The organism is Rhodanobacter sp. G2-10, from assembly GCF_055809185.1.
The window spans coordinates 1,698,984-1,723,334 of sequence record NZ_CM147900.1; the positions used below are offsets into that span (position 1 = coordinate 1,698,984).

Consider the following 24,351-nt stretch of genomic DNA (forward strand, 5'->3'; position numbering starts at 1 on the left):
GTGTGCGGACGAGGCCTTGGCGCGCACTATGCTCCAGCAGCTTGCCTGCGTATAAATACTGCATGGACGAGAACATCGACACCTGCTTCCTGCCTCGGGTCGCCGCCGCGCGTGCCCGAGGTGGCCGGCCCAGCCAGCAAGACCAACTGCTCTGCCTGCACGATCCGGAGGCCGATGCGCGATTGCTGCTGGTAGCCGATGGCATGGGCGGTGATGGCGCCGGTGAACTCGCCTCCGAGGGTGTCATTCATGTCGCCCGGCGGCTGTGGCAGCGGGCCGAGTGGCGCCACCAGCCCGGTGCGATTTTTCTCGAAACCCTGTGTCAGCAGGCGCACGCCGAGTTGCGTCGACGGGGTCTGGATCTCGCAGCCGGTGAGCCGCATTCGACCGTGGTGGCCTTGTTGATCCGCGGTGACCGCGTTTGCTGGGCGCATGTGGGTGACAGTCGGCTGTATCGCTTCCAGGGGATGCGTTGCCTGGGGCAGACCGAAGACCACAGCGTGACCCAGTTGAAAGTGCGCCGCGGCGAACTGGCTGCAGGGCAGGCGGCGCATGACGAGGACCAGCACAAGTTGCTGCGCGGTCTCGGTGGCCCGCATCCGCCGAAGGTGGATCATGGCGCGGCCGTCTTGCGTGCGGGACAGGCGTTTGTGCTGTGCAGCGACGGCGCGTGGGAGTTTTTGTCCGCGACAGAACTGGCGCGGCTTGCGCAACGGCGCGACCAGAAGTCCGCGTTGCGCGAGGCCATGGCACGGGTGCTGGAACGCGGTGGAGAAGCGGGTGACAATGTCAGCCTGATTTTTTTTCGGGTCGGCTCGTTTCAGGCAGGCTGGGCGGCCGGGTTGCCGCGTCGTCTGGCCCGGATGCTTGGGCGGTGAGCCTGATGACCGTGTTCCACAGAGCAGGAAAAATGGCAACAAGAAAGTCGGACGGCGGGGGTAGTTTGCGACGGGTGGCCCTCGCGGGGCTTTCATCATGGGTCTGCCTGCTGCTGGTCGCCTGCGCGCCGATTGCCAAGCTCAAGTCGCGGGTGCTCGTCGAGCCTGCCACGGCAAACGGCCAGATCGCACGAGCGTCCACCGGTACGGCCGACAGTTCGCCGCTGGCGTCGATAGTGAACGATCAGCTCCAGCGCGGCCGCTATGGCGCAGGTGAAAAGGAGTTGCGTACCTATCTTGCGCAACATCCGGGGGATCGAACCGCGCAGGATTTGCTGAAACAGCTAACCGGCGACCCCGTGGAAATGCTTGGTCGCGCCAGCAGGCCTTACGTGGTGCGACAGGGCGATTCCTACAGCAGCTTGGCCCAGCGCTACCTCGGTGACGCGACGCGCTTCCTGGTGCTGGCCCGCTACAACGGATCGTCCAATCCTTCGATGTTGCAAGTTGGCGAGAGTCTGCGCCTGCCAGCCTCCGCGCCGATGGCGACGCCAGACAGGGGTGCCGCTGCCGGTGACTCGGCGAGCCAATCGGCGCCGGTCAGCGCGTCGCCGCCAGTCGAGGCGTCGAGCGCCGCGCGCGACCCGTCAGCGGTGAAAGCGGCAAGGTTGCAGCAGGAAAGCGTCGACCTGAGGCAGCAAGGACAGCTGGCACAGGCGCTGAGCCGACTCGATCAGGCACTGACTCTCTACCCGCAGCTGAAGCCCAGTGGCCCTGCTTCCGAAGCCTTGCGCAGGGATTTGGTTGCGCAGGACCACCAGCAGGCTATCGTGCTGTATCGCGATCAGCATCTGGATCAGGCGATTGTCCTGTGGGATCGGGTGCTGGTGATCGATCCGGAGTTCGAGCCGGCCAAGATATATCGGGCCCGCGCGATCGAGCTCAAGCGCCGGCTCAAGCAGCTCTGAGCACGCCTGAACCTGTCCCGCCGGGTCAGCAGGACATCAGGCAGGGCCTTGGTCACCGGGTTTTTTTGGCGTACCGGCAGGATCGCCCCGCGGAAGGATCACGGTGGGCTGGTCGGCACGGTCCGACGGCGCGATGGAATCACCCTTTCGAACTCGCGTGCGACTCGATTGCAGCGCACCATTCATCAGGTTGAAGGTTGCAAACACGCGACCCAGTTCGTCACGGCGGGCGAGGCGGATCCGATAACGGAAGTCGCCACGTGCCACCTGCAGCATCGCGTTGCCCAACAGATCGAGCAGCGCCATCACGCGCCGCGACATCCAGTAGGCCGCCCCCACGACGGCGACGAGTGTCACCAGCAACACGGCAATGATGACCCACAACGTCGTCTTCTGCGCCGCCAGCAGCGGTGCGTCGCTGACCCCCAGGCGCAGCTCGCCCACGGTGGCGGCCTGATAACGGATGGGCATGTCGAACAGCAGCATTTCGCCAGCTTTCAAGTCGCTGGCGACCCGACTGCGATAGCTCTGCAAATCACCCTTGTGTCCTGGTGGGTGCTTTCCTGCCAGCGCGGGCAGGGTCTGCCCGACTTGCTCCGCCGTGGTGCTGGCAATGACCTCACCGCGACGATCGGCAATGGCCAGGTAGCTGATCTGCCGGTTGCGGGCTACATCCTGAACCAGCGCACGCGTGGCGGCCCGATCGCCGAGCAGCAGGTCTTCGGCCGATTCGCTGGCAATCATGTGGCCCAACGAGCTGCCGAAGTCCAGCGCGAGACCGGTCACGGCAACATTCTGCTTGGCGTAGATGGCAGCCAGCCCGAGCAGCAAGGTCAGGGTAAGCACGGCGCCGAGCAGGCCGGACCAGCGCACACGCAACGAGATGATGCGTCGGTCGAGTGGGCGCTCCTGCAAGCGTTCGTGCTCGCGTCTTGCCAGGCGGAGGTCCTCGACAATCTCGGCGCCGCGTTGATAGCGCTCCGCGGCATCCGGCGCCAACAGGGTCCGCACGATGTCGACCAGAATGGCCGGGGTCGAGGGGTCACGCGGCAGCACTCCCGGCAGGCGTATGCGCCGGCGCTCGCGGATCAGGCGCTGGATATCATCGGTTTCGCGCCAAGGCAGCTTGCCGGTGACCAGCCAATACAGCATGACGCCCAGCGAGAAGAAGTCGCTGCGCGTGTCGCCGGGTTGTCCGCATAATCGTTCAGGAGCCATGTAGGACAGGGTCCCACCCACTTCCTCGCGAGGTGTGGCTGAGGGGGCATTGCCGTGGCTTCGCTCGGCGACACCGAAGTCACTGACCTTCACCACACTCCAGTCGCTGCCGAGCATGATGTTCTCGGGCTTGATGTCGTGGTGGACAATCCCCTTGGCGTGGGCATAGTCCAGTGCGGCCGCTACTTTTTCAGCCAGATCGAGGATCACACCAGTCGACGGAAATCCTTCGCGTGCAACACGGCTGGCCAGGGTTTCCCCCGACAGCCGTTCCATGGCGATATACGAGTGGCCATCCTCACTTTCCCCGGCATCGAAAATCGTCAGGATGTGCGGGTGGGTGAGGTGACCGGCCGCACGCGCCTCGGTCACGAAGCGCCGGCGATAGGCCGGGTCGGCGTCGACCTCGCGGTGCAGGCATTTGATCGCCACCTCGCGCTGGATATCGGGGTCGAAGCCGGCATAAACGATCGACATGGCGCCTTCACCCAGCACGCCATCGATGCGATAGCGCCCGATCCGTTTGGGGAGCTCAGATTCGGTCATTCCCGGTGGCTCAGAACAAGTGCCACGCCAGCAGTGCAGCCAGGATCAGGATCAGGATCAGCCCCAGTGCCAGCCGTCGCGGCCAGCCGAAGCGTCGCTTGTCCTCGCGCGTCAGGAACAGGAACTCGGCTTGTCCCAGCCGGATATGGTCACCGTGCTTGAGTGTGGCCTCATGGATCCGGTTGTCGTTCACGTAGGTGCCGTTGGTGGACAGCGTGTTCATGATCACGTAGTGCCCCGACTGGATGATGATCCAACCGTGCGAGGCGGAAACGCTCGGGTCATCGATGATCAGATCATTCTCGCTACCTCGACCGAAGGTCTGCCGACCGGCGTGCAGCGTAAATCGCAGGTGCTCAAGCCCCGGCCCGATCCCCTCAAGCACTGGCCGGTTGGCGCTGGCTGGTCCGGCGGGGGCAGCCTCCACTTCGACGGCGTACTGGCGCAGCGCCTCGGTCGAATACAGACGCGTCCCGTGCGGACCGGATGATTGCCTCTTGGCTGGCCGAGGTGGTGCTTGGCCTGAGCTTCCCATGGAAAAACCTTGTCACCAGACTGGCCTTACTATAGCCGCATGCAGCCCTGGGAGGTGTTGGCTCTGAACCGCAAGGGTGGCACCGAGTCACACGGCAAACAGGCGGATTCGTCTGATCCCGACTGACACCATTGGCCAGATTCCGGACGATCGGCAATTTGTCGACGGACTTTACGGTGATGCTGCATCACGCATCGGCACGTCGATACTGCACAGGCCGACTTTTCCCGACGAAACCTTGTAGAACGCATCGTGCCGATGGCGCTGGGCGTCCAGCAGGGCCGCGAAGGTGGCGCTGTCGGTGCGCAGCACCTGCACGGCGGGGCGCTGTGCGGGCGGCAGCTCGGAGGCTAGTCGTACGGACTTGATCGGGGTGCGCTCGGCGGGCTTGGCATAGAAGCCCATCGGTCCAGTACCACGCGGCAGACTGGACAACAGCGGCATGCCTTCCAGCACGCGCCCGGCGATGGCCAGATTGCGATCAAGCCGACGCGGAGCCTGGCCGATCACCACATACAATTCGCTGCCGCTGCCACTTTCCGGGCTGTAGTCGCGGCCCACACCCACCATGCCGTAACAATGGGTCAGCCATTCCTCTCCGCTGGCCGGGTCGCGTGCCACGGGAAAGCCTTCGCTGAAGCCGACTTCGGGCGCGTAGACATCGCCATCGGGCAGGGCGGTCCATTCAAGCCTGGAATCGATCGGGCGCGTGTATTCCGGCGGCAGCGTGCTGCGCGCCTTGCCCAGCGAACGCAGCTTCCTCTTGTCGCCGTTGTCGTCGCTGGCCGGGTCGCCCCATTGGGTGACGAAGTTGTCCTGTACGCGAACAATCGCCAGCCCGTCGAAATAGTGCTGCCGCGCCAGCGTGCGGATGTTGGCGGCGTGCAGCGGGGTGAAGTCCGGTGCCAGTTCGATCAGCACGCGTCCGCTCGGCAATTGCATCACCAGCAAGTTGTTGGGGTCGGGCGTGCGCCATTCGGCGGCGCTGGACTTCTGCAGCAACTGGGCACGCGTTGGCGCTGGCGTTGGCGTCGGTGCCTGCGTTTCCGTGCCGGCCAGGGCCGGCCATGCAAGCAGACAGACGAGCAGTGCGGCAGCGCTGCGGTAGGTTGGAAGCATGACCATTTCCCCGGGATGTTCGGTCGACAGGACTCGCAAGGTAGCAGAGGCGGCTGCGATGCGCCGCGGCATCCAGGCACCGCCGGCGCGGTCTTGAAGAGCTGCCCCCATCCGCCCTGTCGGGCACCTTCCCCCGCCATGCGGGGGAAGCGACATCCATACGAGCCATGTTGCGGTGTTCCTTCCCCCGCGACGCGGGGGAAGGTGCCCGACGGGGCGGATGGGGGCGCTCTGACCAACGGCCAACAGGCTGCACAGCATGGCAGCGGACAGCAAAGTACTTCCCTTCGCCTCGGCTCAAACCAGCTGCAGATCCCGCGGCCGTGCTTGCGGAAACACCGTCTGCAGTCGGCTTGCCGACAAGCCCCAGATGCGCCCGAACAGGCCACCGAGCATATCGCGATAGTTGGTCAGCACCGGGTAATCGCGGTGTTGCAGCAGACTGGACGGTTGCACGGCGACCTGCTCGCCGGCGATACGTCCACCGTTGACCTTGCCGCCGAGCACCCAGTGCACTGTGCCATGCCCATGGTCGGTGCCCTTGTCGCCGTTCTCGTGGAAGGTGCGGCCGAACTCGGAGAGAACTACCACGGTGGTGTTGTTCCATTCGTCGCCCAACGCCTCGGCGTAGGCAGCCAAGCCTTCGCCGAGATTGCGCAGGTTGTTGGCCAGTCCACCGCTGACGCTGCCCTGGTTGACGTGGGTATCCCATCCGCCCACGTCGACGAAACCGAGCCGGTACTGATCGCGCATGAGCGTGGCGATGCGGCGGGTTTCGGTGGCGAAACTGCGCGCGCTCGGAGCGCCGCGACTGGCCTTGATCATCTCGTTGCGCAGGTCATTTGAAATGGTTGTCGGCAGGGCCAGGCCGTCGGCGGTGGCAGCAGCCAGCGGCGTGCCCTTGTACATGTCGCTCAGGATCGCCGCTTGCTTCGCATTGAAGCGTGCTTTCGGGTCAGACTTCAGCGAAATGTTGGGGATGTCCCTGCCGGCCCCCTGGAAGCTCAGTGGCAGGTTCCGGGTGAACGCAATCGCCGGCACCCCGCTGAGCTCGCTGGACAGGCGTGCCAGGAAGCCCGAGCGGAAGCTGGCGCGGTGCGCGGTGGGCTGGCCGGACTCGATATTATTCTGCGTCTCGAAGTGGCTGCGCGACAAGTCGTCGGTGCCGGCGAATGGCACGAAGGCAAGCTGCTTGTTCTGCCACAGCGGAAGCAACGAATCGCGCACGACCGGATTGAGCCCCCAATGCGCATCCAGCCGGATCGCGCTGTCCGGATTGGCTGCGTCGGGGCGGGATATGGCCAGCGTGGGGCGGGATTCGTAGTAGAAATCGCTGGCGCAAGGCACCAGCAGGTTGTTGCAATCGTAGCCACCGCGGAGGAATACCAGCAGAAAACGCGGGGAGTTTGCCGGCGCGGCAAACAGGCGTCCGGTGAAGGACAGCGCCGGCAACGCCACGGCGGCGCTGGCGGCGGCAAGCAGGAATTCTCGGCGGTTCATGGCATACCTCGCGGGCTGGCTCGTGCTGTCGGTCAGCGGTAATTGAAGTCGGGCGACGACAGCAGGTAGGTGTTCCACTCCATCGCCGACTTGGCCTTGCCCAGCGCGGTAAGGGTGGCATCGGACAGGAAGGGTTCGATGGCGGTGCGGTAGAGCGGCGAATCGATGGCCGGCGCAGCGGAGGGCTTGCCGCGCTCCGCCGTGCCGGGGTCGTCCACGAACAGGCGGTTGCGGCCACTGCCGATGGCGCGCGCCACGGCAAAGCGCGCCGCCATCTGGCCGGAGCCGGACCAACTGGCGCCATCCAGCGGCCAGCCGTCAGGGGTGATCCGGCCAAACACCGGTTCGCCCATCTGGTTCAACCAGTTGACCAGGGGTTTCGCGTCGTTGACGGGGCGGCCGTCGTAGGCCAGCTTCATGGCCGACACCAGGAACTGGGTGGGGTCCTTGAACTTCTTCGGGTTGCCGGCGAGCAGGGCAGGCGACTCGAACATCGTGCGCAGCACCGCCGCGATGTCGCCATCGGTCCGCTGGAAGGTCTGCGCCATCGCGTCCACAAGCGCCGGCGGTGGCGTGTCGGCGACGAAATATTCGGCCAGTTCGCGCGAAACGAAGTGGGCACAAGTGGGTTGGCGGCTGATCAGGTCCACTGCCTGCTCGATCTCGCCATAACCACGGCCCTTGATCTGCTGGCCCAGGAAGACCTTGTCGCTGAAGTCGTGCTTGCGCGGATTGAACACGAACAGGCCATCGCGCACGAGGCCTGCCTGGGTGAAGCCGGCGCGACCGGCTCGACGCTGCGCCTTGGGCGCAATCCCCGCGCCGGTCAGGATCAGCATCAACTGCTGCACGTCCTGCTGGGTGTAGCCGGAGCCAACCCCCAGTGTATGCAGCTCCATCAACTCACGCGCGTAGTTCTCGTTGGTCTTGCCCTTGACGTTTTTTGCGTTGTCGAGGAACTCCAGCATGGCCGGGCTCTTCAACGTGGCCAGCACCAGGTCACGGAACTTGCCCAGCGCATGGGGCCGGATCACGTGTTCCTCGTAGTCCGCTGCGAACAGGCGCACGCGGCCCTTGGCGGCGTAGATACTGAAATGATTGAGCCAGAACCAGACCATCTGCTCCTTCAACGGGTTGCTGCCGTAGATGGCATGCAGCAATTCGGCCTGCTGGGCTTGCTGGCCCAGCTCCCGCAGTTGCTTCTGCAGCTCTTTTTTTGCCGCGACCTTGGCTTCGCCATCGGGCATCGACTTGTACGCGCGCCGTGCCTGGATCGCATCGGCAAGAAGTTTTTCCGGCGGCGTCGTGAGTGCGGGGGAGCCGGCGATCAGGTCGTGCACGGCCGGTGGGAGGGTGTCGTGGCGATCCGCCAGTTGCTGCTCGAGCCAGCGCTGGCGCCCGAGCTTGCGGTAGCTGTCCAGCGTGGCGGAATCGAGGCCGAAACCGGCGCGTTGCAGCCACCGGGCATCGGTCTGGCTCAACCCGTTGGAGGCTGGGGGCGAGGCGCTGGCTGACGACGCGACCGCCACCAACATCCATAGGCAGGTGCATGCCGTGATCGACAGCCCGTGTCGCCAGGCAGATGGGGTGTGCATGCGCAATGTCCTTGCGGGTCGGGGTGTGGTTCACGACGGCGTCGCAGACAGTTCAACGCGGCAAGGGCCATGCGGATGACAAGCCCGGAGAGGGCAGTGCGACGGGTTCAGAATTCGTCGACGAACTCGATCCCGGCCTCGCAGGCATGGGCGAGCACCTCGGCGTTGCCTCGCACCGAGTCGGCCCGACCATCGGTGGGCACTTCGACCTCGATGCAGTAGGCATGCGCCCCACTGTCGCTGACCGAGTCGCTTGAACTTGAATCGTCGCGCATGTCGGGCATCAGGTCGTCGATCTCCTCTATGTGCTCGATACCGTCCATGCCGTGCAGGCCGGCGATGACGGTGTCGGCATCGTCGCGGCTACCGATGAGACGAAAGCGGACCATGGCCATATGCAGCATCCTGATCAGTGGAAGACCCACCGATCCTGACAAGAAAGACGCATGCGAAAGGTGATGCCGCGATGCCGGCGGATCGCGGCGACGCGATAACATGGCTTCTGGCTAAATTGAACATGAACACCGATGCCCAAGACTTACGACCGCAACTACTTCGACAAGTGGTACCGCGACCCGAATCACGCCGTGGGGTCGCCGGCCGAGCTGCGGCGCAAGGTGGCGATGGTGGTGGCGCAGACCGAGTATTACCTCGGGCGACCACTGCGCAATGTGCTCGACGTCGGTTGTGGCGAGGCGAGCTGGCGGGCGCCGTTGCGCAAGCTGCGTCCCGCCGTCGATTATCGCGGCCTGGATGCCAGCCACTACGTCGTGGCGCGCTACGGGCACAGCCGCAACGTGGGCCTGGCGAGCTTCGGCCAACTGGAACACCTGCGCTTCGACCACCGCTTCGATCTGGTCGTGTGCACCGACGTGTTGCACTACCTCAAGCCGGCCGAGATCCGCGCCGGCCTGCAAGGCATCGGCGAGATGCTCGAGGGGCTGGCGTTCCTGGAAGTGTTCACCAGTCGCGATGACGTGGCCGGCGACCGGCAGGGTTTCGTGTCGCGCGCGCCATCGTGGTACCTGCGTGAATTCGGCCGCGTCGGCCTGTTGCCTTGCGGCTCGCACTGTTACCTGGGGCCGCGGCTGAACCAGCACGTTGCGGCGCTGGAGCGGGCCTGTCACTCCGCGTGACGTGGTATGGCGCGGCGTCCGCGCTGCCCGGGAATATCGCTGGACAGGCAATCCGCGGTATCGTGCGCACCAGTTTTCGTCGGGGGAGATCGTCCAGTGACCCAGCCAGTCTTGTCCAGCTCGCCGCGCCGCGAACTGACCGTGCGCGGCGTGATCATCGGTATCGTGATCACGATCGTGTTCACCGCCGCCAATGTGTATTTCGGGTTGAAGGCCGGCCTGACGTTCTCGACGTCGATCCCCGCCGCGGTGATCTCGATGGCGATCCTGAAGGCGATGCGCGACGCCACGATCCAGGAGAACAACATCGTGCAGACGGTGGCGTCGGCTGCCGGCACGCTGTCAGCGATCATCTTCGTGTTGCCCGGGCTGGTGATCGTGGGGTTCTGGACCGGTTTTCCGTTCTGGACGTCGGCCGCGATCTGCGCCACCGGCGGCATTCTCGGCGTGATGTACACGATCCCGTTGCGGCGTGCGCTGGTGACGGACTCGGACCTGCCTTATCCGGAAGGCGTGGCCTGCGCCGAGGTGCTGAAGGTGGGCGCCGGCGAAGCGCCTGCCGTCGATGGTGCCACGGCCGTCGAGACCGGCGGCGCGGGACTCAAGGCGGTGCTGTGGGGCTCGATCGTGTCGGCCATCTTCTATGTGATTGTCCAGACACGTATTTTTGCCAGCAGCGTCACGGACTACTTCCGGGTCGGCAGCGACAGGGCCGGCACCACCGGTTTCGATTTCGGGCTTTCCTTCGCGCTGTTCGCGATCGGGCACCTGGTCGGGCTGTGGGTCGGCATCGCGATGCTGCTCGGCGCGGTGATCGGCTGGGCCTGGGCGGTACCGTACTTCACGCATCTGCACTGGACGGCAGGTGATGCCTTCACGGTGGCGCAGGCTGGCTGGAGTCACTATGTGCGCTTCATCGGCGCCGGAGCGATCGGCGTGGCGGCGATCTGGACCCTGGCCAAGCTGATGAAACCGCTGATCAGCGGCCTGGCTGGCGCGATGAAAGCGTCACGCGCACGCAAATCGGGCACGCTGGATGAGCTGCCACGCACCGAGCACGACATGCCGATCGGCCTGGTCGGCATCATTTCGCTGCTGTGCCTGGTCCCGATCGGTTACCTGTTGTGGCATTTCAGCGAGATCAACGGGCTCGGCGACGCCACCTGGACGCTGGTGCTGGGTGGCATCGCGTTCGTGGTCTTGTTGAGCTTCGTCGTGTCGGCAGTGACCGGTTACATGGCCGGCCTGATCGGCTCGTCCAACAGCCCGTTGTCGGGCATCGGCATCCTGGTGGTGGTGATCGCGGCCTTGCTGCTGGTGGCCGGCGTCAAGCCCTTCCTGCCGCCGGGCGCGGACAAGGCGCTGGTCGGATTTGCGCTGTTCCTCACCTCGATCGTGTTTGCCGTCGCCTCGATCGCCAACAACAACCTGCAGGACCTGAAAACCGGTCAACTGGTCGATGCCACGCCATCGCTGCAGCAGTGGGCGCTGGTGATCGGCGTGCTGGTGGGCGCGGTGGTGATTCCGCCGGTGATGGATCTGCTGCAGCACACCTTCGGCTTCCTCGGTGCTCCGGGCGCCGACCCGGCGCGTGCACTGGCCGCCCCGCAGGCTGGCCTGATTTCGGCGCTGGCGCAGGGCGTGATCACCGGCAACGTGCCATGGGACATGATCGGCCTGGGTGCCGGCATCGGCGTGGCGATCATCATTCTGGACGAGGTGCTCGGCCTGATGAAGAAGAACGGGCCACGGCTGCCGCCATTGGCAGTCGGGCTGGGCATTTACCTGCCGACCTCGACCACGTTGATGGTGGTGGTGGGCGCGCTGGTCGGTGCGTGGTTCGATCGGCGTGCCGAGCGCGAGCCGAAACCGGAGGCCACCCGGCAGTTGGGCGTGCTGCTGGCCTCGGGCCTGATCGTCGGTGAGAGTCTGCTGGCAGTGCTTTATGCCGGCGTGGTGGCATTCAGCGGCACGAATAACCCGATCGCCGTGGTGGGCAAGGACTTTGAGGTTCCCGCGATCTGGATCGGCGGCGTGGTGTTCGCGGCCAGCGTCACCGTGCTGTACCGCTGGATCATGCGAATGGGGCGAGCTGCCTGACGGAGTCTGGTGTCGCGTGAAGCAAGTTGAAATCGAACAGGTGCCGGCCGCCACGGATGCACTGGCTGTAGCACCAAGCCAAGGCGTTGCGGCGCTGCGTCGGCTGGCCGGCCCGCTGCTGTCAATCGGCATGCTGTGCCTGGCCTTGTGGGCGTTGCACCTGCTGGCGCGGGAAGTGAACTACCACCAGGTGCGCAGCTACGTGCAGGGCTTGTCGCACGCCCGCGTGGCACTGGCGGTGCTGTTCACCTTGCTCGGCTATGCGGTGATGACGCTGTACGACCGTTTTGCGCTGGCCTCGATCGGTCGCGCGCTCCCGTGGCAGCGAACCACCCTGGTCTCGTTCATCAGTTATGCCTTCAGCAATGCGGTGGGCATGTCGCTGCTGGTCTCCGGTTCGATCCGCTATCGGTTTTATGTCCAGAACGGACTGGGTACTGGCGAGGTCGCCCGGGTCGTCCTGTTCTGCACCACCAGCTTCTGGCTGGGCCTGCTGGCACTCACCGGCCTCACTCTGTTGTCGGTACCGCTGCCGACGGCGCTGCCACTTGCCTCGCTGAGCCAGCCGCTGGGCCTGGTCCTGGTTGCCGTGCCGCTGGCGTGGTTGCTCGGTGCGCTGGTCCATCGGCCACTGCGGATCTGGCGCTGGCGGATCCCGATGCCTTCGGCGTGGACTGCGCTGAAGCAAATCCTGGTGGGCGCGTTGGACTGGGGTCTGGCGGCGGCGGTGCTGTACGTATTGATGCCCGACGCACTCAACAACGGCTTCGGTCACTTCCTGGCCATCTTCGTGATCGCACAGATCATCGGACTGGTCAGCCACGTGCCCGGTGGTCTGGGCGTATTCGAGGCGGTGATGCTGGCCGGCTTCGGCGCCACCGGCAATGCGGAACTGACCGCGCCGATTCTCGGTGCGCTGGCAGCATTCCGGGTGATCTACTACCTGCTGCCGCTGTGCACGGCGACGGTGCTGGTGTTGCAGCGCGAGGCACGCGGGCTGCGCGAGAAATCCTTGTGGGCGCCCTGGTTCACCGGCCTGCTGCCGTCCTTCTTTGCCGGACTGACCCTGGTTTCCGGTGCCGTGCTCCTGTTCTCCGGTGCGACGCGTGCACTGCCCGGCCGCATGGCGGTGCTGAGCGAGCTGTTGCCACTGTCGGTGCTGGAGGTTTCGCACCTGCTGGCCAGCGTGATCGGCATGCTGTTGCTGATCCTGGCGCGCGGCCTGCAGCGGCGGCTGGACGCGGCCTATTGGCTGACCCTGGTGCTGCTGCTGGCGGGCGCGGTGTTCTCGCTGCTCAAAGGCATCGATTACGAGGAGGCCACCCTGCTGACGCTGCTGGCGATGGCGCTGGCGCCGGCGCATCGCCTGTTCTATCGGCGCGCCTCGCTGTTCAGCACCAGCTTCAGCGTGAGCTGGATCGTGGCCATCGTGGCAACGCTTGCCTGCGCCACGTGGCTGGTGATGTTCAGCTACAAGCACGTCGACTACAGTGCCGACCTGTGGTGGGAATTCAGCCTGCATCACGGCGGTGCGCCGCGCGCCTTGCGGGCGCTGGTGGCCGCGGCTGCGGCCGGCGTATTGTTCGCCGCGGCTGCGCTGATCCGGCCCCAGCACCTGCGCCGCGAGCCACCCACCGAGGCCGAGCTGGCGCAAGCGCTGCCGTTGATCAAACAGTTCCCGTCGACGCAGGCCCATCTGGCCTTGATGGGTGACAAGACCCTGCTGTTCGACGCCGGGCACCAGGCGTTCGTGATGTTCGATACGGTCGGGCGCAGCTGGGTGGCGATGGGTGACCCGGTCGGCACGGACGACAACATTCGACGCGAACTGGTGTGGACGTTTCTCGAGCAGTGCGAGCGCGCCGGTGGCTGGCCGGTGTTCTACCAGGTCAGTCCGGCGAATGTGGATCTGTATCTGGAGGTGGGCCTGAACCTGCTGAAGATCGGCGAGGAGGCCCGCGTGCGTCTGGACACCTTCAATCTCGACGGCAAATCGAAAAAAGTGCTGCGCAATACGGTGAACAAGCTGCAACGCGAAGGCTTGCGGCTGGAGATCGTGCCGATCGAGGCCGTGCCGGAATTGTTGCCGAGGCTCAAGCCGGTGTCCGATGCGTGGCTGCGCGACAAGCACGTGCGCGAGAAGCGCTTTTCACTGGGAGCGTTCGATCCGCGCTACCTCGGCCGCATGCCGATGGCGGTGGTATGGCAGGGCGAGCAACCGGTGGCTTTTGCCAACCTGTTGCTCAACGAAACCCGAGAGGAAGCTTCGGTGGACCTGATGAGGCATCGGCCGGACAGTCCGGCCGGCCTCATGGATTTCCTGTTCGTCGAGCTGATGTTGTGGGCGCAAGGTGAGAACTATCGCTGGTTCAATCTCGGCATGGCGCCACTGGCCGGCCTGCACAGCCGGCGTCATGCCCCGCTGTGGAATCGCTTCGGCGCCATGGTGTTCGGGCGCGGCGAGCGCTTCTACAACTTCCGTGGCCTGCAGCGCTACAAGGAAAAGTTCGATCCGCAGTGGGAGCCGCGCTACATGGCGGTGCCGCGCGGCATTGCCTTGCCGGTGATCCTGACCAACGTGGCCAGCCTGATTTCCGGCGGACTGTCCGGAGTGGTGCGTCGATGAAGCGATGGAAGATCGTGCTGCTCGTTGCCGTGGTGGCGGGATTGATCGCGGTGTTGCTGGCATGGAGTCCGTGGTCGCGCATCAGTCTGACCAAGGCCACCGTGGTCTGGCCGGTGGCCAGTCACAGCATCGCGCCTCCGCCGGGCAAGGGTGACGTGATGGCGATCATCGTTTCCGGCGACGGCGGCTGGGCCGACCTGGACCGGCGCCTCGGCATCGCGTTCATCGACCGCGGCATTCCGGTACTGGGCATCAATTCGTTCAAGTATTACTGGCGCGAACGCGATCCGGCGCAGACCGCTCGCGAACTCGATGCGCTGATGACCAGATATCTCGGCGTATGGGGCAAGCGCCGCGTATGGCTGGTCGGCTTCTCCTTCGGCGCAGACGTGCTGCCCACGATCGTCGACAAACTCAGCCCCGCCAACCGGGCGCGGATCACCCAGATGGTGCTGCTCTCGCCCAGCCGTGACGGCACCTTCGAGATCGAACTGCAGGGCTACATGATCAAGCAGGGGTGGTTCAAGGAACATCTGAAGACCGTACTGCAGCACGTCAACCCGATCCGCCACTTCGATCCGTTGCCACCGTTGCAGGCCCTGCATGGCCAGCCACCCGTGGTTTGCTACTTCGGGCTGGAAGATGCCGACGACAGCATCTGCGATGAGCCAGGCTTGCCCACCTGGGTCACCGTACACGCCAAGCGGGGTGGTCATCATTTTGACGGCGGCTACCAGCCGTTGGCAAAGCAGATGCTCCAGGAGCTGCCGGCGGCCGCAAGCTCGGTCACCACCGGGCACTGAACCCATGGCGGCCCATCGCAAGAAATGCGCCTGACTGCCGGATCGCTACCGGAAACTCGGCACGGTCGGTGCCGCAACGTGTATTTCAGTCATCGTCTGGCCACTGCCGGAACACGACGCAGACGGTCGTCTTGTCCAGCATGGCAAACTCGCGGGAGCCCCATGGCTTGAGCGAAACCTTGCTGGAGTTCGGATGCAGCAGCTCCGGGCAGCGCTGTGACAACTCCCTGTAGATCGCGTCGACGTCGTCCGTGTCGATCGCAAGCTCCGGCCTGTCCAGCGCGGCGCATTCCGGGCTCTGCATGATGTAGGCCTTGGCGCCATCACGGGCAATCACCGCCAGGCTTGCATCCTGGTGCAGAACCTTGAACCCCAGGCCATCAACGAAGAACTTCAGACCGTCCTGCAAATGCTCGTAGAAGATTTTCGGGATGAGATTCTTGAACATGTTTGCAGTGACCTCCGGGGTGCATGGCATGAAGAACGCGGGCAGGGGAGGCAGCTTGATCGAGGGTCGGGTTTCCGCGCAAGAATGCACCGCGCGGCTCTTGAACTCACAGAAAGTCTTCGTACCAACTCTCAACCGTGAGGCGCTCGATGGCCGCGTCGTAGATGGCCATGGCCTCGGTCGACTGAACCTCGTCCTTGAGCAGGTTGAACAGGTGCTCCGCCAGCACCGAAGCGATGGCGTGCACCGCATCATGGCGTGACAAGCCGCCGGCCATGAGCCTCTTCATCGCCCGGACGACCGGATCGTGCGCCATCGCCAGTTGATTCTCCACCACCACGTGGATGGCGGCGTGTGAATTCAGATCTGGCAAGTCCACGCCAGTTTTGCGGTGGTACCTTTCCACCAGATCGACGCGATCCATCTCGTCAAGCGCCAGCCATGCCCGGGGCTTCGGTGCACGTTCTGGATCGTATCGATGCATGGTTCTGGCTGCGTGATATGAGGTTCGAGGTTGAGCGGGCAGGGAGTGTTGGATGACACCTGTGCTCCGACGGAGCCGGGAGAACTCTCTTGTCGGTTCAGGTGGTGGCCTTGGTAGTCACTTTTGCGTTGTCGGGCATGAGACCCAGAATGATCGCCCCAATGATGGAAACCAACCCGAGCACCCCCAAGCAGGGTGGTGACCCTTGGCCTTCGCATAGTACGACAACCCCACGATCAGCAAACCTGTTCCCAGCAACACCAAAGTGGTGCCGACTACCTGTTGGTTTGGGGGCCAATGGTGAATGGACGCCAAAGTCTGGATCAGGAGACCAGGGACGCCAACAGCGAGACTGATTCGGTTGAAATGCTTGATCATGTCTATTTCCTCGGAACCATCCGGTGATGGTACGCCCAACGTTGGAATCGAGCGACGACGAAACCTTCCGCCTCGAACGAAAAGTCAGACTTCAGCTGATACGACCGACATTGAACAAGATGACCTTCATGCAGCCGACGACAAGGCCATTTCCGCAGAGCGATGCTTCGTCGGCGAATACATCGTGCGCTGCGCCACTACACTACGGCCCTTGCTTCGCTACCGATGATTTGATGTGACGGCTGCCGGGACTTTCGCGGCGGCGCCGGATTCGGCGCTGGCTGCCTTGTTTGTGCCCTTCGAGACTGCGGAGTTGGCCTTGCCGGCTGATGGGCGCGTGCTGTTCCTGCGGGCGCGGGCCGGCCTGCGTTTGCGCGAAATGGCGCAGCCGGGCTGGCTGTGCGAGCAGAGCTTCCTGCCTTTTGCCGATGAGCTGGCGCGCAACGGCTTGCGCGTGGGTGAGCCTGCTGCGGACGAGCGCTTTCCGTTGGTGCTGGTGTTGCCGCCGCGTCAACGGGACGAGGCGCGCGCCTTGTTTGCCCGCGCACTGACGCTGGTGGCAGCGGGCGGCACGGTGGTGGCCAGCATGCCGAACAACGAAGGTGCGAAATCGGGCGAGGCGGATCTGGCGCAGCTGGCTGGGTCCGTGCAGCACTTGTCCAAGCACAAGTGCCGGGTGTTCTGGGCAGGCGCCGAGGCGGTGGATCAGGATCTGCTGGCGGCGTGGTTGGCGCTGGATGCTCCGCGTGAAATCAGCGGCGGCTATATCAGCCGGCCGGGCTTGTTTGCGTGGGATCGCATCGACCGCGCTTCGGCATTGCTGGCGGAACACCTGCCGCAGGATCTGCACGGGCGGGTGGCGGATCTGGGCGCCGGTTACGGTTATCTTGCCTGCCAGGTCGTTGCGCGTTGCCCACGGGTCGAGGCCTTGGATTTGTATGAGGCCGAGTCGCGCGCGCTGGAACCGGCGCGGATCAACCTGGCGCGGGCCCAAAGCGAATGTGGCCGCGACATCGCAGTGGATGTTCACTGGCACGACGTGACACGCGGCTTGCCGCAGCGCTACGACGCGATCGTCAGCAATCCGCCGTTTCATCAAGGCCGTGCCGACCTGCCGGAGCTGGGCCGCGCGTTCATCGCCAGCGCGGCCGACGCCTTGTTGCCGGATGGCCGCTTGTTGCTGGTGGCCAACCGGCACCTGCCTTACGAGGCGCTGCTCGATCGACGCTTTGGCGAGGTACGTACACGGGTGACGCAGGAGGGGTTCAAGGTGATCGAGGCGACCGGAGTACGCGCATGAAACTGGTGAAGCTGATCGCCAACCTCGGTTACGGCAGTCGCAAGGACGTGACGCAGCTGTTCCGCAGTGGCCGCATCACCGACGCGGAGGGCGAGGTGTTGTATGCGGATGACGTGGTGCCGCACGAGACGATCCGCGTCGACGACGAGCCGCTGGACCCGCCACCGGGGCTGGTGCTGATGTTGAACAAGCCGCTGGGCGTCACCTGTTCGCGCAAGGATCCCGGCCGTATCGTTTATGACCTGCTGCCGCCGCGTTACAGCGTGCGTTCCCCGGCGCTGTCCACGGTAGGGAGGCTGGATCGGGATACCACGGGTCTGTTGCTGTTTACCGACGACGGCGCGCTGTTGCACCGGATCATCTCGCCCAAGGCACAGGTCGCCAAGGTGTACGAAGCCACTCTGGCGCAAGACCTGCGCGGCGACGAGGCTGCGCTGTTCGCCAGCGGCACGCTGATGCTCGAATCGGAGAAGGAGCCGCTGGCGCCGGCCAGGCTCGACCTGCTCGGAGCACGCCATGCCCGGCTTACGGTGACCGAAGGGCGCTATCACCAGGTGCGCCGGATGTTTGCAGCGGCTGGCAACCACGTCGAAACCTTGCAACGGGTTTCGGTCGGCGGGCTGGCGCTGGGTGACCTGCCGCTGGGCGAATGGCGAATGCTGGGGGCGGACGAGATCGCCCTGATTTTTGCCCTTCCGCCCGGACTGCAGGAACGCAGAGCCCCGTAGGGCGGGCTGTGCCCGCCAACAATGTGCGACGGGGTGACGCAGAGCGGCGGGCGTAGCCCGCCCTACAGCAGATGGACGGCGGTGGGGACGGGTGCGCCGAACCACGCATGCTGCCCGTCGTGTCGGTGATTGCTCGGCACTGATCTTCGCATCGTAGGGCGGGCTACGCCCGCCGGAGGTTTCTCGGCGCGGTCAATGGCGGGCGGAGCCCGCCCTACGGGAACAGAAGTTACGCGGCACGACGAATGGCGGGCCGAGCCCGCCCTACAGCAGATGGACGGCGGTGGGGATGGGTGCGCCGAACCATTTGCGGCGCTCGTCGCGGCAGCTGGGGCTGCCCATGGCGAATTTGCGGCAGATGCCCGGGCGATTTTCATAGATGGTGCAGCGGGACGTGTTCGGGTCTACCGCGGCGCACCAGCCATCCTCGCCCTTGGCGAGAATTTCCAGGCCGTGCTTGTCATGGTCGATGAGCCAGGCCGGCACGCGGTCTTCGGGCATCAGCACCACGGTGAGGCGGCAGCAAACCGCCTCGCAAGTCGTGCATTGCACGCCCGGGTCGACGGCCTGCTCGTAGGGGTCGGGGATATTGATCACGCGACAGCATGACAGCCGCGCCCTGAACGCCGTGTTGTGGTCCCGGTTCAGTTTTCCTCGTCCGTCCAGAGCGCCTGCCAGCCATCCCGACCAAGCCTTTGGAGTGTCTCGATATTGCGTCGGTAGATGGCGTCGGTATCGCTCATCTGTTCCATCGCGCGCTCGACGCTTGTTTCGCGCAGCAGATGCAGGGTGGGGAAGGGTGAGCGGTTGCTGAAGTTCTCGATCGCGTCGGCGGCGCTGTCGGCGAACTGGTATTGCGGATGGAAGCTGGCGACCTGCCATTCGCCTTCCAGACCCAGCGTTTGCACCGCGGCGTCGGCCACATCGAGGAAATCGTTGTAGTCGAGGAAATCGGTCATCACGAAAGGATGGATCAGCAGGCCGGTCTCGCATTCGTCCGGAGTCAGGGCGTTGAGCGTCTGCAGCTCGCCGCACAAGTCATCGAGCAAGGCGTCGGAGTCGCGGGCATGGCTGACGCGCATGCGCAGCTTGCCCTGCACATGCGGCGCACGGGCAAACGGGCACAGGTTCAACCCGATCACGGCCCGCTCCAGCCAGCGCGTGGTCTCGGCGATGAACGGCGCGTCCTCGGGCAAGGCGTCATTGTTGAGGTTGCTTTGTGCGTCGTCGCTCATTCCGGATTGCTCTGTGGGGGCGGTGCGGACTATAGCGCGGGCCTTGAACGTGATTCACGGCGGCCAGATGTAAGGTGGTTCGCCCCCTTCGGCATTCTGGCACTCATGTTCACTCCCCGCTTCGACAATGCGTTTGTCACCGAACTGCCCGGTGATCCGGAGCAGGGTGCGCGCTTGCGCCAGGTCGAAAGCGCGTTGTATTCGCTGGTTGAACCGACACCGGTCAGTGCGCCGCAGTTGCTGGCCTGTTCGACCGAGATGGCCGCGCGACTGGGTTTCAGCGCAACCGATATCGCCGCCCCCGAGTTCGTTCAGGTGTTTGGCGGCAATGCCTTGCTCGAAGGCATGCAGCCGTATGCGGCGAACTACGGCGGCCACCAGTTCGGCAACTGGGCCGGCCAGCTTGGTGATGGGCGCGCCATCTCGCTGGGCGAGGTGATCAATGCCGCTGGCGAGCGCTGGGAACTGCAACTGAAGGGGGCCGGTCTGACGCCTTACTCGCGCGGTGCCGATGGCCGAGCCGTGCTGCGATCATCGGTGCGTGAATTCCTGTGCAGCGAGGCGATGCATCACCTGGGTGTGCCAACCACGCGCGCCTTGAGCCTGGTCGGCACCGGCGAGTCCGTGCTGCGTGACATGTTCTATGACGGACACGCCGCACCGGAGCCGGGCGCCATCGTTTGTCGGGTCGCACCGTCATTTATCCGCTTCGGCAACTTCGAGCTGCCCGCTTCGCGAGGCGATGTCGCGCTGCTGCGGCAACTGGTCGACTTCACCATCCGCCGTGACTTTCCCGAACTCTCGGGGCAGGGCGAGATGCTTTACGCCGAATGGTTCGCCCAGGTGTGCGAGCGCACCGCCGTCATGATCGCGCACTGGATGCGGGTGGGCTTCGTGCATGGCGTGATGAACACCGACAACATGTCGATCCTCGGCCTCACCATCGACTATGGCCCGTACGGCTGGATCGACAATTTCGACCCGGACTGGACTCCGAACACCACCGATGCGCAGCGCCGCCGCTACCGCTTCGGCCAACAGCCCAACGTGGCATGGTGGAACCTGAGCCGCCTGGCCGGAGCCTTGGCGCCGCTGTTCGACGATGTGGCGCCGTTGCAGGCGGGACTGGATCGCTACGCCGCGGCGTACGCCGCCGCAGATCGGGCCAACATCGCGGGCAAACTGGGTTTGGCGGAGTGCCGTGATACGGATGTGGCGCTGATGCAGCAACTGCACGAGCTGATGACCACGGCCGAGATCGACATGACGCTGTGGTTTCGCGCGCTGGCTGATGTCGATCCGCAGGCGCCACGCCTGCAGCCGATGGGCGATGCGTTCTACGACGAGGCGAAACGACGCCAGGCCGAACCTTCGCTGGCGGAATGGCTGACGCGCTACGCCGCTCGTCTGGGCAACGACACGCTTTCGGCCACCGAGCGTCGCACACGCATGCACGCGGCGAATCCACTCTACGTGTTGCGCAATTATCTGGCGCAACAGGCGATCGACCGGGCCACGGCGGGCGACACCTCCGGCATCCACGAATTGCTTGAGATGATGCGTCACCCGTACGACGAGCAACCCGGCCGCGAAGCATTCGCGCGGAAGCGGCCGGACTGGGCGCGGCACAAGGCCGGTTGCTCGATGCTGTCGTGCAGTTCCTGAGTACGACTCGACCGCGCCAAAGCACGAAGGTCGGCAGAACCGACCCTCGTGTTCGCCCCGATTGGTGCCCCCGATACGATTCGAACGTACGACCTGCCCCTTAGGAGGGGGCCGCTCTATCCAACTGAGCTACAGGGGCGGCGCGGCGATTTTCGCATGGATCCCGCGGCGACGCGATCCATGCGTTGCCGCTGGCCGGTTCGGCGGCGAGCGAGTCAGCCTGCTAGAATGGCAGATTGCATTTTCAGTTCACGGCGTCCACGGATGCCACGAATCCCAGGAGTCATCTATGTCCCACGCCATCCTCAAGTCGCTCGGTATCGGAGCTGAACATTCCGGTACCTACCTCGGTCAGGGCGAGTGGTCCAAGACCACCGACGCCGGCACGCTGCAGCCGGCAAACCCCGCCACCGGCGAGGTGATTGCCACGGTGCATGCGTCCAGCGCTGCCGACTACGAGGTGATCGTCAAGCGCGCGCAGGCGGCGTTCAAGGTATGGCGCACCACGCCGGCGCCGCTGCGTGGCGAAGCCGTGCGCCTGTGTGGCGAGGCACTGCGCAAGCACAAGGACGCGCTGGGTTCGCTGGTGTCACTGGAAATGGGCAAGATCAAGCCCGAGGGCGACGGCGAAGTGCAGGAGATGATCGATATCGCCGACTTCGCCGTGGGCCAGAGCCGCATGCTGTATGGCTACACCATGCATTCGGAGCGCCCAGGCCATCGCATGTACGAGCAGTACCACCCGCTGGGCATCGTCGGCATCATCAGCGCGTTCAACTTTCCGGTCGCCGTGTGGGCATGGAATGCGATGCTGGCCGCCGCTTGCGGCGACATCTGCATCTGGAAGCCGTCGCCAAAGACGCCGCTGACCGCGATTGCCACCATGAAGATCTGCAACGAGGCATTGAAGGACGGTGGTTACCCGGATCTGTTCTTCCTGTTCAACGACGCGGGCAGCGACCTGGCGCAGGCCTTTGTCGACGACAAGCGCGTGGGCCTGGTCAGCTTCACCGGTTCCACCAAGGTCGGCCGCATGGTCGGCGAGCGCGTGGCGCAGCGCATGGGTCGTTCGCTGCTGGAACTGGGCGGCAACAACGCCATCATCCTGGATGAGTCGGCCGACCTGAAGCTGGCCATTCCGGGCATCGTGTTCGGCTCGGTCGGTACCGCCGGCCAGCGTTGCACCAGCACGCGCCGGCTGTTCGTGCACGAGTCGATCTACGACAACGTGCTGGATACGCTGGTCAAGGCCTACAAGCAGGTCGAAGGCAAGATCGGCGATCCGAATGAATCGACCACGCTGATGGGCCCGCTGAACAGCCAGGACGCGGTGAAGGGCTTCCTCGCCGCGATCGAGAAGGCCAAGGCCTCCGGCGGCACGGTCGCCACGGGCGGCTCCGCGCTGACCGATCGCAAGGGCAACTTCGTGCTGCCGACCATCATCACCGGCCTGAAAAACTCCGACGAGGTGGTGCAGTCCGAGACCTTCGCACCGATCCTCTACGTGATGAAGTTCAAGACCCTGGACGAGGCGATCGAACTGCAGAATGGCGTGCCGCAGGGCCTGTCTTCGGCGATCTTCACGCAGAACCTGAAGGCCGCGGAGAAGTATCTGTCCGCCGCCGGCTCCGACTGCGGCATCTCCAACGTCAATATCGGCACCTCGGGCGCCGAGATCGGCGGCGCGTTCGGTGGCGAGAAGGAAACCGGCGGCGGTCGCGAGTCCGGTTCTGACGCATGGAAGGTCTACATGCGCCGCCAGACCAACACCATCAACTACTCCGATTCGCTGCCGCTGGCCCAGGGCATCAAGTTCGACCTGTAAGCGTTACTGCGCCCGCGGGCAGTTCGCTGTCCGCGGGTGATCACGCTACGATGCGCTTTCTGGCCATGTTGGCGTGATGAGCGAGCAAATCGATGAGCGAGCGAATGACCTCCTACCGACCCGCGGCGCCGACCAGTTCGCTGGCAGTGGTAAGCCTGGTGTTCGGCATACTCAGCTGGGTTGTGCTGCCTTTCATCGGTGCTGTCGTGGCGATCATCTGCGGACACATGGCGCGCAGCGAGATCCGCAACGCCAGTCCCGATCGCCGCCCGGAAGGCGACGGGATGGCCGTAGCGGGATTGGTGCTGGGATATACCCAGATTGCCCTGTGCATTCTGGCGCTGTTCGTGCTGATCGCCTTCCTGGCTTTCGGCGTGGCGTTCTTCCATTGGGCATGAGTCCTGCCTGATGCCTGACGAACAAGCCACCATTCCATGGGATTTTCGCGGTTATCGGGTACTGGTAGCTGGCGGCAGTCGGGGCATCGGACGCAGCATCGCGCTGGGTTTTGCGCAGACCGGTGCGGCGGTGTCGATCTGCGCCCGTGGCGCGGCGGCCCTGGAGGAGACGCGCCTGGAAATGGCGGCGCACGATGTGGCAACGCATGCGCAAGGCTGTGATCTGGCTGATCCCGAAGCGATCAAGGCCTGGGTCGCTGCGGCGGCAGACGCCCTCGGCGGCATCGACGTGCTGGTCAACAATGCCAGTGGTTATGGCTTTCGTGACGATGACGAGGCGTGGCTGGCCGGGTTCAATGTGGATCTGATGGCGGCGGTGCGCGCGTCGCGGGCGGCGCTGCCGCATCTTGCACAGTCGAAGCATCCGGTCATTTTGCATACCAGCTCGATTTCCGCCTTGCGGCCGCGCCCGGGTGGCCCGTCGTACGGCGCGATGAAAGCGGCGCTGAGCCACTACACCGCATCGCAGGCCCAGGCTCTCGCCGCGCGGCGGATTCGCGTGAATGCGATAGCGCCGGGTTCGATCGAGTTTCCCGGTGGTTTGTGGGCTGAGTGCCGGAAGGACGACCCGAAGCGTTACGCCGACGTATTGGCGAGGATTCCGTTCGGTCGCTACGGCACGCCGCAGGAAGTGGCGCATGCGGCGCTGTTCCTGGCCTCGCCATGGGCGGGATGGATTACCGGGCAGACCCTGGTGGTCGACGGTGGCCAGTTGCTCAATGGCTGAACCGGCGTGGACCATGCGCCTGCTGGATGGTGCGACGTGAGCCATTCGACGCCGGGCACGCCGCGCCCACGTTAAACTT

22 protein-coding genes and 1 tRNA gene are annotated in these 24,351 nt (G+C 64.7%); 12 read left to right on the top strand and 11 right to left on the bottom strand.

Annotated elements, in window-relative coordinates:
* Window positions 1-62 precede the first annotated feature (62 nt).
* Entirely contained in the window at window positions 63-878 is an 816-nt protein-coding gene (locus AC0L58_RS07785; protein WP_473688298.1) for a PP2C family protein-serine/threonine phosphatase, read from the top strand.
* Window positions 879-883: 5 nt separating this feature from the next.
* Window positions 884-1,846 carry a LysM peptidoglycan-binding domain-containing protein gene (locus AC0L58_RS07790; RefSeq protein ID WP_473688636.1) on the top strand — a complete coding sequence of 321 codons (963 nt, stop codon included), beginning with the start codon at window positions 884-886 and terminating at the stop codon, window positions 1,844-1,846.
* A gap of 36 nt (window positions 1,847-1,882) precedes the next feature.
* On the opposite strand, the gene AC0L58_RS07795 is transcribed toward AC0L58_RS07790, so the two are convergent.
* From AC0L58_RS07795 to AC0L58_RS07820, 6 genes are all read right to left on the bottom strand, one after another.
* Window positions 1,883-3,610 carry a serine/threonine protein kinase gene (locus AC0L58_RS07795; protein ID WP_473688300.1) on the bottom strand — a complete coding sequence of 576 codons (1,728 nt, stop codon included), beginning with the start codon at window positions 3,608-3,610 and terminating at the stop codon, window positions 1,883-1,885.
* A 10-nt stretch (window positions 3,611-3,620) separates the two neighbouring features.
* Window positions 3,621-4,145: an FHA domain-containing protein gene (locus tag AC0L58_RS07800; RefSeq protein WP_473688302.1), complete on the bottom strand. Its 525-nt coding sequence runs from the start codon at window positions 4,143-4,145 to the stop codon at window positions 3,621-3,623.
* Between the two features lie 171 nt (window positions 4,146-4,316).
* On the bottom strand, window positions 4,317-5,264 hold the full coding sequence (locus AC0L58_RS07805) for a peptidylprolyl isomerase (protein ID WP_473688304.1): 948 nt from the start codon (window positions 5,262-5,264) through the stop codon (window positions 4,317-4,319).
* A gap of 297 nt (window positions 5,265-5,561) precedes the next feature.
* On the bottom strand, window positions 5,562-6,764 hold the full coding sequence (locus AC0L58_RS07810) for a DUF1501 domain-containing protein (protein WP_473688306.1): 1,203 nt from the start codon (window positions 6,762-6,764) through the stop codon (window positions 5,562-5,564).
* 32 nt (window positions 6,765-6,796) lie between these two features.
* The gene (locus tag AC0L58_RS07815; RefSeq protein WP_473688308.1) at window positions 6,797-8,359 is read right to left on the bottom strand and encodes a DUF1800 domain-containing protein; all 1,563 of its coding nucleotides are present in this window, start codon (window positions 8,357-8,359) and stop codon (window positions 6,797-6,799) included.
* 107 nt (window positions 8,360-8,466) lie between these two features.
* On the bottom strand, window positions 8,467-8,754 hold the full coding sequence (locus AC0L58_RS07820; RefSeq protein WP_473688310.1) for a hypothetical protein: 288 nt from the start codon (window positions 8,752-8,754) through the stop codon (window positions 8,467-8,469).
* A 132-nt stretch (window positions 8,755-8,886) separates the two neighbouring features.
* Here AC0L58_RS07820 and AC0L58_RS07825 point away from each other — a divergent pair, with 132 nt between their 5' ends.
* The 4 genes from AC0L58_RS07825 (at window position 8,887) to AC0L58_RS07840 (ending at window position 15,024) form a co-directional block, all read left to right on the top strand.
* Window positions 8,887-9,495 carry a methyltransferase gene (locus AC0L58_RS07825; protein ID WP_473688312.1) on the top strand — a complete coding sequence of 203 codons (609 nt, stop codon included), beginning with the start codon at window positions 8,887-8,889 and terminating at the stop codon, window positions 9,493-9,495.
* A 96-nt stretch (window positions 9,496-9,591) separates the two neighbouring features.
* A complete protein-coding gene (locus AC0L58_RS07830; RefSeq protein ID WP_473688314.1) occupies window positions 9,592-11,595 on the top strand; it encodes an OPT family oligopeptide transporter in 2,004 nt (667 codons plus the stop codon).
* Window positions 11,596-11,611: 16 nt separating this feature from the next.
* Window positions 11,612-14,221 (top strand): bifunctional lysylphosphatidylglycerol flippase/synthetase MprF, encoded by a 2,610-nt coding sequence (mprF, locus tag AC0L58_RS07835; RefSeq protein ID WP_473688316.1) that lies wholly within the window; start codon window positions 11,612-11,614, stop codon window positions 14,219-14,221.
* Window positions 14,218-15,024, top strand: coding sequence for an AcvB/VirJ family lysyl-phosphatidylglycerol hydrolase (locus AC0L58_RS07840; RefSeq protein ID WP_473688318.1), 807 nt, complete (start codon window positions 14,218-14,220; stop codon window positions 15,022-15,024). The genes mprF and AC0L58_RS07840 overlap by 4 nt, the downstream gene beginning before the upstream one ends.
* Before the next feature lie 85 nt (window positions 15,025-15,109).
* On the opposite strand, the gene AC0L58_RS07845 is transcribed toward AC0L58_RS07840, so the two are convergent.
* Together AC0L58_RS07845 and AC0L58_RS07850 are read right to left on the bottom strand one after the other, a co-directional pair.
* A complete protein-coding gene (locus AC0L58_RS07845) occupies window positions 15,110-15,472 on the bottom strand; it encodes a VOC family protein (protein ID WP_473688320.1) in 363 nt (120 codons plus the stop codon).
* Window positions 15,473-15,578: 106 nt separating this feature from the next.
* Window positions 15,579-15,956, bottom strand: coding sequence for a hypothetical protein (locus tag AC0L58_RS07850; RefSeq protein ID WP_473688322.1), 378 nt, complete (start codon window positions 15,954-15,956; stop codon window positions 15,579-15,581).
* A 613-nt stretch (window positions 15,957-16,569) separates the two neighbouring features.
* Between AC0L58_RS07850 and AC0L58_RS07855 the strand changes: the two genes are divergently transcribed.
* Window positions 16,570-17,634, top strand: coding sequence for a class I SAM-dependent methyltransferase (locus AC0L58_RS07855; protein WP_473688324.1), 1,065 nt, complete (start codon window positions 16,570-16,572; stop codon window positions 17,632-17,634).
* Window positions 17,631-18,362, top strand: coding sequence for a pseudouridine synthase (locus AC0L58_RS07860; protein WP_473688326.1), 732 nt, complete (start codon window positions 17,631-17,633; stop codon window positions 18,360-18,362). The genes AC0L58_RS07855 and AC0L58_RS07860 overlap by 4 nt, the downstream gene beginning before the upstream one ends.
* Window positions 18,363-18,626: 264 nt before the next feature.
* Here AC0L58_RS07860 and AC0L58_RS07865 read toward each other — a convergent pair whose 3' ends face one another.
* Window positions 18,627-18,959, bottom strand: coding sequence for a YkgJ family cysteine cluster protein (locus tag AC0L58_RS07865; protein WP_473688328.1), 333 nt, complete (start codon window positions 18,957-18,959; stop codon window positions 18,627-18,629).
* A 47-nt stretch (window positions 18,960-19,006) separates the two neighbouring features.
* Window positions 19,007-19,597 (bottom strand): DUF1415 domain-containing protein, encoded by a 591-nt coding sequence (locus AC0L58_RS07870; protein ID WP_473688330.1) that lies wholly within the window; start codon window positions 19,595-19,597, stop codon window positions 19,007-19,009.
* A 105-nt stretch (window positions 19,598-19,702) separates the two neighbouring features.
* Here AC0L58_RS07870 and AC0L58_RS07875 point away from each other — a divergent pair, with 105 nt between their 5' ends.
* Window positions 19,703-21,262, top strand: a complete 1,560-nt coding sequence (locus tag AC0L58_RS07875) for a protein adenylyltransferase SelO (protein WP_473688332.1) — start codon at window positions 19,703-19,705, stop codon at window positions 21,260-21,262.
* 62 nt (window positions 21,263-21,324) lie between these two features.
* Here AC0L58_RS07875 and AC0L58_RS07880 read toward each other — a convergent pair.
* Window positions 21,325-21,401, bottom strand: a tRNA-Arg gene (locus AC0L58_RS07880).
* 150 nt (window positions 21,402-21,551) lie between these two features.
* Between AC0L58_RS07880 and amaB the strand changes: the two genes are divergently transcribed.
* The 3 genes from amaB (at window position 21,552) to AC0L58_RS07895 (ending at window position 24,272) form a co-directional block, all read left to right on the top strand.
* Window positions 21,552-23,087 carry an L-piperidine-6-carboxylate dehydrogenase gene (amaB, locus tag AC0L58_RS07885; RefSeq protein WP_473688334.1) on the top strand — a complete coding sequence of 512 codons (1,536 nt, stop codon included), beginning with the start codon at window positions 21,552-21,554 and terminating at the stop codon, window positions 23,085-23,087.
* Window positions 23,088-23,191: 104 nt separating this feature from the next.
* Window positions 23,192-23,485, top strand: a complete 294-nt coding sequence (locus AC0L58_RS07890) for a DUF4190 domain-containing protein (RefSeq protein WP_473688336.1) — start codon at window positions 23,192-23,194, stop codon at window positions 23,483-23,485.
* A gap of 10 nt (window positions 23,486-23,495) precedes the next feature.
* Window positions 23,496-24,272 carry an SDR family NAD(P)-dependent oxidoreductase gene (locus AC0L58_RS07895; RefSeq protein WP_473688338.1) on the top strand — a complete coding sequence of 259 codons (777 nt, stop codon included), beginning with the start codon at window positions 23,496-23,498 and terminating at the stop codon, window positions 24,270-24,272.
* Window positions 24,273-24,351 lie beyond the last annotated feature (79 nt).